This is a genomic window from Pseudomonas sp. JAI115 (assembly GCF_014200835.1).
GTDB classification, from domain to species: domain Bacteria; phylum Pseudomonadota; class Gammaproteobacteria; order Pseudomonadales; family Pseudomonadaceae; genus Aquipseudomonas; species Aquipseudomonas putida_A.
On record NZ_JACHCY010000018.1, the window covers coordinates 96,949 to 110,994 of the forward strand.

General features: G+C 58.5%; 14 protein-coding genes. 13 read left to right on the forward strand and 1 reads right to left on the reverse strand.

Going from position 1 to position 14,046, the window contains the following annotated elements; translation table 11 throughout:
- Positions 1–13: 13 nt before the first annotated feature.
- Entirely contained in the window at positions 14–796 is a 783-nt protein-coding gene (gene map / locus HDC30_RS26200) for a type I methionyl aminopeptidase (protein WP_007964271.1), read from the reverse strand.
- Between the two features lie 373 nt (positions 797–1,169).
- Here map and rpsB point away from each other — a divergent pair, with 373 nt between their 5' ends.
- The 13 genes from rpsB to lpxA all read left to right on the forward strand — a co-directional run bounded on the left by rpsB (position 1,170) and on the right by lpxA (position 14,044).
- A complete protein-coding gene (rpsB, locus tag HDC30_RS26205; RefSeq protein ID WP_003222119.1) occupies positions 1,170–1,907 on the forward strand; it encodes a 30S ribosomal protein S2 in 738 nt (245 codons plus the stop codon).
- Positions 1,908–2,110: 203 nt separating this feature from the next.
- On the forward strand, positions 2,111–2,974 hold the full coding sequence (gene tsf / locus HDC30_RS26210) for a translation elongation factor Ts (protein WP_027611027.1): 864 nt from the start codon (positions 2,111–2,113) through the stop codon (positions 2,972–2,974).
- Between the two features lie 212 nt (positions 2,975–3,186).
- A complete protein-coding gene (gene pyrH / locus HDC30_RS26215; protein WP_003222124.1) occupies positions 3,187–3,930 on the forward strand; it encodes a UMP kinase in 744 nt (247 codons plus the stop codon).
- Positions 3,927–4,484: a ribosome recycling factor gene (frr, locus tag HDC30_RS26220; RefSeq protein WP_047291868.1), complete on the forward strand. Its 558-nt coding sequence runs from the start codon at positions 3,927–3,929 to the stop codon at positions 4,482–4,484. The genes pyrH and frr overlap by 4 nt, the downstream gene beginning before the upstream one ends.
- Before the next feature lie 14 nt (positions 4,485–4,498).
- Positions 4,499–5,254 carry a polyprenyl diphosphate synthase gene (gene uppS, locus HDC30_RS26225; RefSeq protein ID WP_183785768.1) on the forward strand — a complete coding sequence of 252 codons (756 nt, stop codon included), beginning with the start codon at positions 4,499–4,501 and terminating at the stop codon, positions 5,252–5,254.
- Positions 5,254–6,060 carry a phosphatidate cytidylyltransferase gene (locus HDC30_RS26230; RefSeq protein WP_007964272.1) on the forward strand — a complete coding sequence of 269 codons (807 nt, stop codon included), beginning with the start codon at positions 5,254–5,256 and terminating at the stop codon, positions 6,058–6,060. Before uppS ends, HDC30_RS26230 begins: the two co-directional genes overlap by 1 nt.
- Positions 6,057–7,247, forward strand: coding sequence for a 1-deoxy-D-xylulose-5-phosphate reductoisomerase (gene ispC / locus HDC30_RS26235; protein ID WP_027611030.1), 1,191 nt, complete (start codon positions 6,057–6,059; stop codon positions 7,245–7,247). The genes HDC30_RS26230 and ispC overlap by 4 nt, the downstream gene beginning before the upstream one ends.
- A 54-nt stretch (positions 7,248–7,301) precedes the next feature.
- The gene (rseP, locus tag HDC30_RS26240; RefSeq protein WP_183785770.1) at positions 7,302–8,654 is read left to right on the forward strand and encodes a sigma E protease regulator RseP; all 1,353 of its coding nucleotides are present in this window, start codon (positions 7,302–7,304) and stop codon (positions 8,652–8,654) included.
- A 74-nt stretch (positions 8,655–8,728) separates the two neighbouring features.
- On the forward strand, positions 8,729–11,116 hold the full coding sequence (gene bamA, locus HDC30_RS26245) for an outer membrane protein assembly factor BamA (protein WP_027611032.1): 2,388 nt from the start codon (positions 8,729–8,731) through the stop codon (positions 11,114–11,116).
- A 45-nt stretch (positions 11,117–11,161) separates the two neighbouring features.
- On the forward strand, positions 11,162–11,665 hold the full coding sequence (locus HDC30_RS26250; RefSeq protein ID WP_003222140.1) for an OmpH family outer membrane protein: 504 nt from the start codon (positions 11,162–11,164) through the stop codon (positions 11,663–11,665).
- A 3-nt stretch (positions 11,666–11,668) separates the two neighbouring features.
- Positions 11,669–12,724 (forward strand): UDP-3-O-(3-hydroxymyristoyl)glucosamine N-acyltransferase, encoded by a 1,056-nt coding sequence (gene lpxD / locus HDC30_RS26255; RefSeq protein ID WP_027611033.1) that lies wholly within the window; start codon positions 11,669–11,671, stop codon positions 12,722–12,724.
- A 106-nt stretch (positions 12,725–12,830) separates the two neighbouring features.
- A complete protein-coding gene (gene fabZ / locus HDC30_RS26260) occupies positions 12,831–13,271 on the forward strand; it encodes a 3-hydroxyacyl-ACP dehydratase FabZ (protein WP_003222142.1) in 441 nt (146 codons plus the stop codon).
- The gene (gene lpxA, locus HDC30_RS26265) at positions 13,268–14,044 is read left to right on the forward strand and encodes an acyl-ACP--UDP-N-acetylglucosamine O-acyltransferase (RefSeq protein WP_007964278.1); all 777 of its coding nucleotides are present in this window, start codon (positions 13,268–13,270) and stop codon (positions 14,042–14,044) included. The genes fabZ and lpxA overlap by 4 nt, the downstream gene beginning before the upstream one ends.
- Positions 14,045–14,046 lie beyond the last annotated feature (2 nt).

The following is a 14,046-nucleotide window of genomic DNA, read 5'->3' on the forward strand; positions in this document are numbered from 1 at the left end:
AACGTTCTTAGGATCAGGCCGAGACGCGCGGGATGGTGTCGTCGGCGCGCAGGGTGAAAATCTCGTAGCCGGTGTCGGTCACCAGCAGGGTGTGTTCCCACTGCGCCGAGAGTTTGCGGTCCTTGGTGATCGCGGTCCAGCCGTCGCCCAGTACCTTGGTGTCGGCCTTGCCCTGGTTGATCATCGGTTCGATGGTGAAGGTCATACCGGCCTTCAGTTCCATGCCGGTGCCGGCGCGACCGTAATGCAGGATCTGCGGCTCTTCGTGGAACACCTTGCCGATGCCGTGGCCGCAGAACTCGCGAACCACCGAGAAACCGTTCTTTTCCGCGTGCTTCTGGATGATCTCACCGATGTCGCCGAGGCGGCAGCCAGGTTTGACGATTTCGATCGCCTTGTACATGCATTCCTGAGTGACCTGCGACAGGCGTTCGGCCCAGACCGGCACTTCGCCAACGTGGAACATGCGGCTGGTGTCGCCGTGGTAGCCGTCCTTGATCACGGTGACGTCGATGTTCAGCGTGTCGCCATTCTTCAGCGGCTTGTCATTCGGAATGCCGTGGCAGACGACGTGATTGATCGAGGTACAGATCGACTTCGGGTAGCCCTTGTAGTTGAGCGGGGCAGGGATGGCCTGCTGCACGTTGACGATGTAGTCGTGGCAGATCTGGTTCAGTTGATCGGTGGTCACGCCCGGTTTGACGTGTTCGGCAATCATTTCCAGCACATCGGCGGCCAGTTTGCCGGCGACACGCATGCCAGCGATGTCCTCGGGGGTTTTGAGGTTGACGGTCATACAGGCTCTCTCTGCGCTCGGCGGCGCTTGCTGATACGGATAGGGTGGCAGGTGTGGGATTTGCGACCCTGAAAAACGCGATTCTACCAGACGAAAGGAGCAAATCCGCGCCTGCGTGCGTCGCGTCTGTCTATACAATGGTGCGCTTGAAGGCGATTCCAAGGGGGCTGCGCCCATGTCCCTGGTGCGATTGCAGATTCCGGGTTCCGTTTCTGTGCACCCTATGGTATAAAATGCGCCGCTTTCCGGGGATACCCCGAAAAGCTTAAATCCACACACGTGTCGACACGATGACCTGGGTGCTTTTGGCTTTATGCCACTGGTTGGTCATTGGGATACGTGGAGGCCAAACCCGACTTATTAAGGAACTATCATGTCCCAAGTCAACATGCGCGATATGCTGAAGGCCGGTGTGCACTTCGGTCACCAAACCCGTTACTGGAATCCGAAAATGGGCAAGTACATTTTCGGCGCGCGTAACAAGATTCACATCATCAACCTTGAAAAAACCCTGCCAATGTTCAACGAAGCTCTGACTTTCGTAGAGCGTCTGGCCCAGGGCAAAAACAAGATTCTGTTCGTCGGCACCAAGCGTTCCGCTGGCAAGATCGTTGCTGAAGAAGCAGCACGTTGCGGTTCGCCGTACGTCGATCACCGCTGGTTGGGCGGCATGCTGACCAACTTCAAAACCATTCGTGCTTCCATCAAGCGTCTGCGTGACCTTGAAGTTCAAGCCGAAGACGGTACTTTCGCCAAGCTGACCAAGAAAGAAGCGCTGATGCGCTCCCGTGACCTGGAAAAGCTGGATCGTTCGCTGGGCGGCATCAAGGACATGGGCGGTCTGCCAGACGCACTGTTCGTGATCGACGTTGACCACGAGCGCATCGCGATCACCGAAGCCAACAAGCTGGGCATCCCGGTCATCGGCGTTGTCGATACCAACAGCAGCCCGGAAGGCGTTGACTACATCATCCCAGGCAACGATGACGCAATCCGCGCTATCCAGCTGTACATGGGTTCGATGGCTGACGCAGTGATCCGTGGTCGCAACAATGTTGCTGGCGGCACTGTTGAATTCGCAGCTGAAGAAACTCAGGCTGCAGCTGAGTAATCGACGCCCTGGCGTTGACTCAGTAAGCAAAAAGGGGGCTTGGCCCCCTTTTTGCCACCTCGAAAACCGTTTGTTGGCGCCCACTTGTGGCAGCGCACCTCCTGCATTTGTAACGTGCAGCAGCTACAAGGTGTTTCGGGAAGAATTGAACGCCCGTTCGATCGGGTGGAATGGTTGAAAACCTATCCAAGAGGAATTTGAAAATGGCAGCAATTACTGCAGCGTTGGTTAAAGAACTGCGCGAGCGTACCGGCGAAGGCATGATGGACTGCAAGAAAGCCCTGGAAAAGGCTGACGGCGACATCGAAAAAGCCATTGATGACATGCGTGCTTCGGGCGCGATCAAGGCTGCGAAAAAGGCTGGCAACGTTGCCGCTGAAGGCGCAATCGCAATCAAGGACGACGGTAAAGCTGCCGTTATCCTGGAAGTGAACTCGCAGACCGACTTCCTGGCTCTGCAAGACGACTTCAAAAACTTCGTCGCTGCCAGCGTTGAAAAAGCTTTCGCTGACAAGCTGACCGACGCTGCTCCGCTGATCGCTTCGCAAGAAGCTGCTCGCGAAGCACTGGTTGCCAAAGTAGGCGAGAACGTCAACATCCGTCGTCTGGCCCGTATCGAAGGTGACGTTGTCGGTTCTTACCTGCACGGCAACAAGATCGGCGTGGTTGTGGCTCTGAAAGGCGGTGACGTCGAGCTGGCCAAAGACATCGCGATGCACGTAGCTGCCAGCAACCCTGAGTTCCTGCTGCCTTCGCAAGTTTCGGCTGAAGCGATCGAGCGTGAAAAAGCTGTGTTCCTGCAGCTGAACGAAGAGAAGATCAAAGGCAAGCCAGAAAACATTGTTGAGAACATGGTCAAAGGCCGTATCAGCAAGTTCCTGGCAGAAGCAAGCCTGGTTGAGCAGGCGTTCGTCAAGAACCCTGAAATCAAGGTTGGCGAGCTGGCCAAGAAAGGCGGCGCAGAAATCGTTTCCTTCACCTACTTCAAAGTAGGCGAAGGCATCGAGAAGCCGGTCGACAACTTCGCTGAAGAAGTTGCTGCCCAGCTGGCTGCCGCCAAGCAATAAGACGGTTTTTCAACTGTCGCCCGAAAGAGGCTGCCCGCTCACGCGCGCAGCCTCTTTTCAGATGGGGTTACCATTTTTTAATTGGTTTCCACTGGGAACTGACTTACAAAGCCAGGTTCCGATGGCGCTGAAGCAGCGCCAAGCTAGAGTGAACGGCAGCTGTAAAACAGCTTGCACAGAATTTTTTAAATACGCCGCAGGAGAGATTCGCAATGGCTCAGCAGGGCAGTGGTTATCAGGCTCGCTATAAACGCATTCTACTCAAGCTTAGCGGCGAGGCCCTGATGGGCTCGGAAGAGTTCGGGATCGATCCAAAAGTGCTGGATCGGATGGCGCTGGAAGTCGGCCAACTGGTCGGCATCGGCGTACAGGTCGGTCTGGTGATCGGCGGTGGCAACCTGTTCCGTGGCGAGGCCTTGAGCAAGGCTGGCATGGATCGGGTGACAGGCGACCACATGGGCATGCTGGCCACTGTGATGAACGCCCTGGCCATGCGCGATGCGCTGGAACGTGCCAATATCTCGGCCATCGTGATGTCGGCCATTTCCATGGTTGGCGTGACCGATCACTATGATCGCCGCAAAGCCATGCGCCACCTGAACTCCAAGGACGTGGTGATCTTCGCCGCCGGTACCGGTAATCCGTTCTTTACCACGGATTCGGCAGCCTGCCTGCGTGCCATCGAAATCGATGCGGACGTCGTGCTGAAAGCGACCAAGGTTGATGGCGTTTACACCGCAGACCCGTTCAAAGACCCGCATGCCGAGAAGTTCGATCATCTGACTTATGATGAAGTGCTGGATCGCAAGCTGGGTGTAATGGATCTGACTGCTATCTGCCTGTGCCGCGATCACAAGATGCCGCTGCGCGTATTCAACATGAACAAGCCCGGCGCCCTGCTGAACATTGTGCACGGCGGCGCTGAAGGGACTTTGATCGAGGAAGGCCAACAATGATCAACGAAATCAAGAAAGACGCCCAAGCGCGTATGCAGAAATCCCTGGAATCTCTGAACCACGCGTTCGGCCAGATTCGTACCGGCAAGGCTCACCCGAGCATCCTCGGCAGCGTCATGGTGCCTTACTACGGCACTGACACTCCGCTGAGCAGCGTCGCCAACGTCACCGTGAAAGATTCGCGTACCCTGCAAGTCGTGGCCTTCGAGCGCAACATGCTCGCTGCCGTCGACAAGGCGATCCAGAGCGCCGGTCTGAACCTCAATCCGACCAACCTGGGTGAATTGCTTTTGATCCCGATGCCTGCCCTCACCGAGGAAACGCGCAAGGGCTTCACCAAGCAGGCCCGTAGCGCAGCGGAAGACGCGCGCGTTGCCGTGCGCAACATTCGTCGTGACGCATTGGGTGAGCTTAAAAAGCTGGTCAAGGACAAGGAAATCAGTGAAGACGAAGAGCGTCGTGCCATCGCTGATATCGATAAGCTGACCAAGGAATCCGAGGCCCAGATCACCAAGGCCACGGACGAGAAAGAAAAAGACCTGATGGCCGTATAAGGGTCGAGCTTTTAATGGACAAGACCAAGCAGTCTGCGCCGTCCGCGGTGCCGCGCCATGTCGCGATCATCATGGATGGCAATAATCGCTGGGCGAAAAAACGCTTTATGCCGGGTGTCGCCGGGCATAAGGCTGGCGTGGATGCTGTGCGGGCAGTGATCGAGGTGTGTGCCGAGGCCAAGGTCGAAGTGCTCACCCTGTTCGCCTTTTCCAGTGAAAACTGGCAGCGCCCGGCCGATGAAGTCAGTGCCTTGATGGATCTGTTCTTCAAGGCGCTGCGTCGTGAGGCCAAGCGTCTGAACGACAACAACATCAGCTTGCGCATCATTGGCGATCGCTCGCGTTTCCATCCTGAGCTTCAGGCAGCGATGCGCGAAGCCGAGGCCATGACCGCTGGTGCCAACCGCTTCATTCTGCAGATCGCCGCCAACTACGGCGGTCAGTGGGATATTGCCCAGGCTGCGCAGCGTCTGGCGCGTGAAGTCCAGGCCGGGCATCTGCGTCCGGAAGACATCACACCGGATCTGCTGCAAACCTGTCTGGCCACCGGCGACCTGCCGTTGCCGGACCTGTGCATCCGCACCGGTGGCGAGCACCGCATCAGCAACTTCCTGCTGTGGCAACTGGCGTATGCCGAGTTGTACTTCTCCGACCTGTTCTGGCCGGACTTCAAACACGAAGCCATGCGCATCGCGCTGGCCGATTTCGCTTCGCGCCAGCGTCGCTTCGGTAAAACGAGCGAACAGGTCGAAGCTGGAGCCCGGGTTTAATGCTTAAACAACGAATCATCACTGCGCTGATCCTGCTGCCGATCGCTTTGTGCGGGTTTTTCCTGCTCGAAGGCTCCGGTTTTGCGCTGTTCATCGGTCTGGTCGTAAGCCTGGGCGCCTGGGAATGGGCACGCCTGGCGGGCTTTACCGCGCAGTCGTTCCGTGTCGGCTTTGCCGCTGTCGTCGCGCTGATGCTGTTCGTCATGTACGTCCTGCCGGGCCTCGCCCCTTGGGTGTTGGGCGCTTCGGTGTTGTGGTGGGCGGTGGCGACGTACCTGGTGCTGACGTACCCGCGCTCGAGCGAGCACTGGTCTACGGCGGCCACCAAACTGGTGATCGGCTTGCTGATCCTGTTGCCGGCCTGGCAAGGGCTGGTGCAGATCAAACAGTACCCGCTGGGTAACTGGCTGATCATGGCGGTGATGGTGCTGGTCTGGGGTGCCGACATCGGTGCTTACTTCTCCGGCCGTGCTTTCGGCAAGCGCAAGCTGGCGCCGCAAGTCAGCCCGGGTAAGAGCTGGGAAGGCGTTTATGGTGGTCTGGCGCTGAGTCTGGTGATCACCGCGATCGTCGGCCTGGTGCGTGACTGGACCGTGGCCGAACTGCTCAAGGGCTTGATCGGCGCTGCGTTGATCGTGTTCATTTCGGTGGTGGGCGACCTAACCGAAAGTATGTTCAAGCGCCAGTCCGGCATCAAGGACAGCAGCAACCTGCTGCCCGGTCATGGCGGTGTGCTTGATCGCATCGACAGCCTGACCGCTGCGATCCCGATTTTTGCCGTACTGCTGTGGATGGCTGCACCGTGAGCCGCCCGCAACAGATCACTGTTCTGGGGGCTACCGGTTCGATTGGCCTGAGCACCCTCGACGTTATCGCTCGGCATCCCGAGCGTTATCAGGTTTTCGCCCTGAGCGGTTTCACGCGCCTGAGCGAGTTGCTCGCCTTGTGCGTTCGCCATGTGCCTCAATTCGCGGTAGTGCCTGAAGTGGCGGCGGCGCGTGGTCTGCAGGACGACTTGCGGGCTGCCGGTCTGTCCACTCGTGTATTGGTCGGCGAGGAGGGCCTGTGCCAGGTTGCCTCCGCCCCTGAAGTCGATGCTGTGATGGCGGCCATTGTCGGCGCCGCGGGCCTGCGCCCGACGCTGGCGGCGGTGCAGGCCGGGAAGAAAATTCTCCTGGCCAACAAAGAGGCGCTGGTGATGTCTGGCGCGCTGTTCATGCAGGCCGTGCACAAGAGCGGTTCGGTGTTGCTGCCGATCGACAGCGAACACAACGCGATCTTCCAGTGCATGCCGCAGGATTTTGCCCGTGGACTGGGTGCGGTCGGCGTGCGGCGGATTCTGCTGACGGCTTCGGGCGGTCCTTTCCGGCAGACGCCGATGAGCGAGCTGGCGCATGTTTCGCCTGATCAGGCGTGTGCGCACCCGAACTGGTCGATGGGTCGCAAGATTTCGGTGGACTCGGCCAGCATGATGAACAAGGGCCTGGAGTTGATCGAGGCCTGCTGGCTGTTCGATGCCAAGCCGTCGCAGGTGGAGGTGGTGATTCATCCGCAGAGTGTGATTCACTCGCTGGTCGACTATGTGGATGGCTCGGTATTGGCACAGTTGGGCAACCCTGACATGCGCACGCCGATTGCCAACGCATTGGCCTGGCCTGAACGGATCGACTCGGGTGTGGCGCCGCTGGATCTGTTTGCCGTTGCGCGCCTGGATTTCGAGGCGCCGGACGAACAGCGCTTCCCTTGTCTGCGCCTGGCGCGGCAGGCGGCGGAGGCTGGCAACAGTGCGCCGGCCATGCTCAATGCGGCCAACGAAGTGGCAGTCGCGGCGTTTCTCGACGGACGCGTTGGTTATCTGGAAATCGCGAGTATTATCGACGACGTGCTGAACCTCGAGCCAGTGGTTGCGCTTGAGGATCTGGATGCGGTGTTTACCGCAGACGCGAAAGCGCGGATTCTGGCCGAACAATGGCTTGATCGTCACGGCCGATAGCCGTTGCAGAACCATGGCTTCACGCGGCACTGAACAGGATTGCGGAGAAAGTAGATGAGCGCGCTCTATATGATTGCCGGCACCCTGATCGCTTTGGGTGTACTGGTCACCTTTCACGAATTCGGCCACTTCTGGGTCGCGCGTCGCTGTGGCGTCAAGGTTCTGCGTTTTTCCGTTGGCTTCGGCATGCCGTTGTTGCGCTGGCACGACAAGCAGGGCACCGAATTTGTCGTCGCCGCGATTCCGCTGGGTGGCTACGTCAAAATGCTCGATGAGCGTGAGGGCGAAGTACCGGCCGATCAGCTTCATCAATCCTTCAATCGCAAATCGGTTCGCCAGCGCATCGCCATTGTCGCGGCGGGACCGATCGCCAACTTCCTGCTGGCCCTGGTGTTTTTCTGGGTGCTGGCGATGCTCGGCAGTGAACAGATCCGTCCGGTCATCGGTGCCGTCGAGTCCGGCAGCATCGCGGCCAAGGCCGGTTTGAGTGCCGGTCAGGAAATCGTCGCCATCAATGGCGAGCCGACTTCCGGCTGGGCGGCCGTCAATTTGCAGTTGGTCCGTCGTCTTGGGGAAAGCGGTTCCCTGCAATTGCTCGTGCGCGAGCAGGGCTCTACCGCGGACACGCCCCGTGAGCTGGCGCTGGATCACTGGCTCAAAGGCGCCGATGAGCCCGATCCGATTCGCTCGCTGGGTATTCGCCCGTGGCGCCCGGCCTTGCCGCCGGTGCTGGCCGAGCTCGATCCAAAAGGTCCGGCGCAGGCCGCTGGTCTGAAAACCGGCGACCGCCTGTTGTCGCTCGATGGCCAGGCGCTGGGTGACTGGCAGCAAGTGGTTGATACCGTTCGTACGCGTCCTGATACCAAAATCTTGCTGCGCGTCGAGCGCGACGGTGCTCAAATCGACGTCCCGGTGACCTTGGCTGCGCGTGGCGAAAGCAAGGCGCCGAGCGGTTATCTGGGTGCTGGCGTGAAAGCAGTGGACTGGCCGCCGGAAATGATCCGCGAGGTCAGTTATGGCCCGTTGGCCGCAATTGGCGAGGGTGCCCGGCGTACCTGGACCATGAGCATCCTGACGCTGGACTCACTGAAGAAAATGCTGTTTGGCGAGCTCTCGGTAAAAAACTTGAGTGGGCCGATAACCATTGCTAAAGTGGCGGGCGCTTCTGCCCAGTCGGGCGTTGCTGATTTCCTGAATTTCCTTGCTTATCTGAGTATTAGCCTGGGGGTTCTGAATTTGCTGCCCATTCCTGTACTGGATGGGGGGCATTTGTTGTTTTATCTGATTGAGTGGGTGCGTGGTCGCCCCTTGTCGGATCGGGTGCAAGGTTGGGGGGTGCAGATCGGTATCAGTTTGGTGGTCGGAGTGATGTTGCTTGCTCTGGTCAATGATCTGGGTCGACTGTAAAGCTTCGCTGAATTGCGAATCTGCCGCATTTTGCGGCAGTTTGTTTATTGCCAGTTGGAATAAGAAAGGACTTCATGAAACGTCTGCTGCTAACTGCGGTTCTCACCGTATTGATGATCGCCGAAGTTCACGCCGAGTCCTTCACTATCTCTGATATTCGCGTCAATGGCCTCCAGCGGGTCTCCGCGGGTAGCGTCTTTGGTGCCTTGCCGTTGAACGTCGGCGAGCAGGCGGATGATCGTCGCCTGGTGGAATCCACTCGTGCGTTGTTCAAAACCGGTTTCTTTCAAGATATCCAGCTGGGCCGCGAAGGCAACGTTCTGGTGATCACGGTCGTCGAACGTCCGTCGGTCGCCAGTATCGAGATCGAAGGCAACAAGGCGATCTCCACCGAAGACCTGATGAAGGGCCTCAAGCAGTCCGGTCTGTCCGAAGGTGAAATCTTCCAGCGCGCCACCCTCGAAGGTGTCCGTAACGAGCTGCAACGTCAGTACGTTGCCCAAGGCCGTTACTCGGCGACCGTCGACACCGAAGTGGTCTCGCAGCCGCGCAACCGCGTCGCGCTGAAAGTGAAGATCAACGAAGGCACCGTGGCGGCCATCCAGCACATCAACGTGGTGGGTAACACGGTCTTCCCTGATGACGATCTGATCGACCTGTTCGAGCTGAAAACCACCAACTGGCTGTCGTTCTTCAAGAACGACGACAAGTACGCCCGTGAAAAACTCTCCGGTGACCTGGAGCGCCTGCGTTCCTACTACCTGGACCGTGGCTACATCAACATGGATATCGCTTCGACCCAGGTGTCCATCACCCCGGACAAGAAGCACGTCTACATCACCGTCAACATCACCGAAGGCGAGAAGTACACCGTTCGTGACGTCAAGCTCAGCGGTGACCTGAAAGTGCCTGAAGACCAGGTCAAGTCGCTGTTGCTGGTGCAGAAAGGCCAGGTGTTCTCGCGCAAGCTGATGACCACCACCTCCGAACTGATCACCCGCCGTCTGGGTAACGAGGGTTACACCTTCGCCAACGTCAACGGCGTACCTCAGCCGCATGACGACGATCACACTGTGGACATCCTGTTCGCCGTCGATCCGGGCAAACGTGCCTACGTCAATCGCATCAACTTCCGCGGCAACACCAAGTCCGAGGACGAAGTGCTGCGTCGTGAAATGCGTCAGATGGAAGGTGGCTGGGCTTCGACCTACCTGATCGACCAGTCCAAGACCCGTCTGGAGCGTCTGGGCTTCTTCAAGGAAGTGAACGTTGAAACGCCGGCTGTACCGGGTGTCGACGACCAGGTTGACGTGAACTACGCCGTTGAAGAACAGGCCTCCGGTTCGATCACCGCCAGTGTCGGTTTCGCTCAGAGCGCCGGTCTGATCCTCGGTGGTTCGATCACTCAGAACAACTTCCTGGGTACCGGTAACCGTGTGAGCGTGGGCCTGACCCGCAGCGAATACCAGAGCCGCTACAACTTTGGCTACGTTGACCCGTACTGGACCGCCGATGGCGTGAGCCTGGGTTACAACGCGTTCTATCGCACCACCGACTACAAAGACCTCGACGTCGACGTAGCAAGCTATGCGGTCGACAGCCTGGGTGCCGGCGTCAACGTTGGCTACCCGATCAGCGAGACTTCGCGTCTGACCTTCGGTCTGTCCGCTCAGCAGGACAAGATCAAGACCGGTCAATACACCGTTGACGAGATTTTCGACTTCGTTAACAAGGAAGGCGACAACTACCTGAACTTCAAGGCTTCGGCCGGCTGGTCCGAGTCGACCCTGAACAAGGGCGTGCTGCCGACCCGTGGCCGTTCGCAGAGCCTGACGCTGGAAACCACGATCCCGGGCAGCGACCTGTCGTTCTACAAACTCGACTACCGTGGTCAGTTGTTCCAGCCGATCACCGAAAACTACACCCTGCGTCTGCACACCGAACTGGGTTATGGCGACGGTTATGGTTCGACCGACGGCTTGCCGTTCTATGAAAACTACTATGCTGGTGGTTTCAACTCGGTACGTGGCTTCAAGGACAGTACGCTGGGTCCTCGCAGTACCCCGAGTCGCGGTTTCGACAAGACTGGTAATGTTGGCACTATCGCCGACCCGGATCAGGATCCACTGCCGTTCGGTGGCAACGTATTGATTCAGGGTGGTGTTGAAGTCCTGTTCCCGCTGCCGTTCGTGAAAGATCAACGCTCCCTGCGCACCTCGGTATTCTGGGATGTGGGTAACGTGTTCGATTCGACTTGCAAGTCGACCAGCAACGCTGACGGTACAAAAGCCAACACTCAGTGCAACGACATCAGCCTGAGCAACATGGCCAGTTCCGTCGGTGTGGGCGTGACGTGGGTAACCGCACTGGGGCCTTTGAGCTTCGCGTTGGCCATGCCGATCAAGAAACCGGATGACGCTGAAACTCAAGTGTTCCAATTCTCCCTCGGCCAGACGTTCTAAGCGTCTGACCCAAGATAACGACAATGGATTTTGTAGGAGTGCATCGTGCGTAAGTTGACTCAATTGGTTCTCCTGGCCTCCGTACTGGTGGCAGGCCCGGCGTTCGCCGACATGAAAATCGCCGTTCTGAACTATCAGATGGCACTGCTGGAGTCCGACGCGGCCAAGAAATACGCCGTGGATGCCGAGAAGAAGTTCGGTCCGCAACTGACCAAGCTCAAGACGCTGGAAAGCAGCGCCAAGGGCATTCAGGACCGTCTGATGGCCGGTGGCGACAAGATGCAGCAGGGCGAGCGTGAGCGTCTGGAGCTTGAATTCAAGCAAAAGGCCCGTGACTTCCAGTTCCAGTCCAAGGAACTGAACGAAGCCAAGGCAGTTGCCGACCGCGAAATGCTCAAGCAACTGAAGCCGAAACTGGATAGCGCAGTGGAAGAAGTCATCAAGAAAGGTGGTTTTGACCTGGTGTTCGAGCGTGGCGCAGTGATCGATGTCAAGCCTCAGTACGACATCACGCGCCAGGTTATCGAGCGCATGAATCAGCTGAAGTAACCCATGACCGTGACTATCAAGCTCGGCCAGTTGGCCGAGTTCCTCGGCGCCACCCTGCGTGGCGACCCCGAGAAGCAAATTACTGGGCTAGCCACCTTGCAGGAGGCTGGCCCAGCTCAGTTGAGCTTTCTGGCAAATCCTCAATACCGTAAATACCTGGCAAGTTCCCAGGCGGCTGCGCTATTGCTCAAGGAAGCCGACGCCGAAGGTTTTGCCGGTAACGCGCTGGTGGTGCCGGATCCTTATCTGGCTTACGCCCGTATCTCCCATCTGTTCGATCCCAAACCGAAAGCCACTGCGGGTGTTCATCCCACGGCGGTGATTGCACCGGATGCGGTGGTTGATCCAAGCGCCAGCATCGGTCCGTTTGTGGTGATCGAGGCCGGTGCGCGCATCGGTGCGCAGGTCACCCTGGGCGCCCATTGCGTCATCGGTGCCCGCAGTGAAATCGGCGAGGGCGGCTGGCTCGCTCCTCGGGTGACGCTGTACCACGACGTGCGCATCGGCAAGCGTGTAGTGATCCAGTCCGGTGCCGTTCTCGGTGGTGAAGGCTTCGGTTTTGCCAACGAGAAAGGTATCTGGCAAAAGATCGCCCAGATCGGCGGCGTGACCATCGGCGACGATGTCGAGATCGGCGTGAACACTGCCATCGACCGTGGCGCACTGGCGGATACCGTGATCGGCAACGGCGTGAAACTCGACAACCAGATCCAGATCGCGCACAACGTCCAGGTCGGTGATCACACCGCCATGGCGGCCTGTGTCGGTATCTCCGGCAGCACCAAAATCGGCAAGCACTGCATGCTCGCCGGTGGTGTCGGCCTGGTGGGGCACATCGATATTTGCGACAACGTTTTCCTGACCGGGATGACCATGGTGACCCACTCGATTACCGAGCCGGGTGCCTATTCTTCCGGCACAGCCATGCAACCGGCGGCCGAATGGCGCAAAAGCGCGGCCCGCATCCGTCAGCTCGATGACCTCGCGCGACGTTTGAAGCAGCTGGAAAAGCGCGTCGGAGAAGTGACCCCCGGCAGCAATGCTTCATCTGATGGCTGATACCATTTCCATATCAAGTGTGCACAGCCTCTAGACTGCCTCCTTGATTTGCTAGAGGAGTGCGCGTCAGTCGCGCTCCCAATCTTTACATAGGCTTCCCCCCGAAATGATGGACATCAACGAGATTCGCGAATACCTGCCTCACCGTTACCCGTTCCTGCTGGTGGACCGGGTGGTGGAACTGGACACTGAAGGCAAGCGCATTCGCGCCTACAAGAATGTCAGCATCAATGAGCCATTCTTCAACGGCCACTTCCCGGCGCACCCGATCATGCCGGGCGTACTGATCATCGAAGCGATGGCCCAGGCTGCCGGGATCCTCGGTTTCAAAATGCTCGACGTGAAGCCGGCCGATGGCACCCTTTACTACTTCGTCGGTTCCGACAAGCTGCGTTTCCGTCAGCCAGTGCTGCCGGGTGACCAGTTGATCCTGGAAGCCAAGTTCATCAGCTGCAAGCGCCAGATCTGGAAATTCGAATGCCAGGCTTCGGTCGACGGCAAGCCAGTCTGCTCGGCTGAAATTATCTGTGCGGAACGCAAGCTATGAGTTTGATTGACCCTCGCGCAATCATCGATCCGTCGGCCGTTCTGGCTGACGGCGTCGAGGTCGGCCCGTGGTCGATCGTCGGCGCAGGTGTGGAAATCGGCGAGGGTACTGTGATCGGACCGCATGTGGTCCTCAAAGGCCCGACCCGCATCGGCAAGCACAACCGCATCTACCAGTTTTCCTCGGTAGGCGAAGACACGCCGGATCTGAAGTACAAAGGCGAAGAAACCCGGCTGGTGATCGGTGATCACAACGTCATTCGCGAAGGCGTGACGATTCACCGTGGCACCGTGCAGGACCGTTCGGAAACCACTCTGGGCGATCACAACCTGATCATGGCCTATGCCCACATCGGGCATGACAGCGTCATCGGCAACCACTGCATCCTGGTCAACAACACCGCGTTGGCCGGGCATGTGCACGTTGACGATTGGGCGATCCTTTCCGGTTTCACCCTGGTGCATCAGTACTGCCACATCGGCGCCCACAGTTTTTCCGGCATGGGCACCGCCATCGGCAAGGACGTTCCGGCGTTCGTAACCGTGTTCGGCAACCCGGCCGAAGCGCGCAGCATGAACTTCGAAGGCATGCGCCGTCGTGGTTTCAGCGAAGACGCGATTCATGCGCTGCGTCGCGCTTACAAAACCGTGTATCGCCAGGGCCTGACCGTGGAGCAAGCGTTGGCCGAATTGGCCGAACCTGCTGCGCAGTTCCCGGAAGTCGCGCTGTTTCGTGACTCGATCCAGTCGTCGACTCGCGGCATCACCCGCTGATC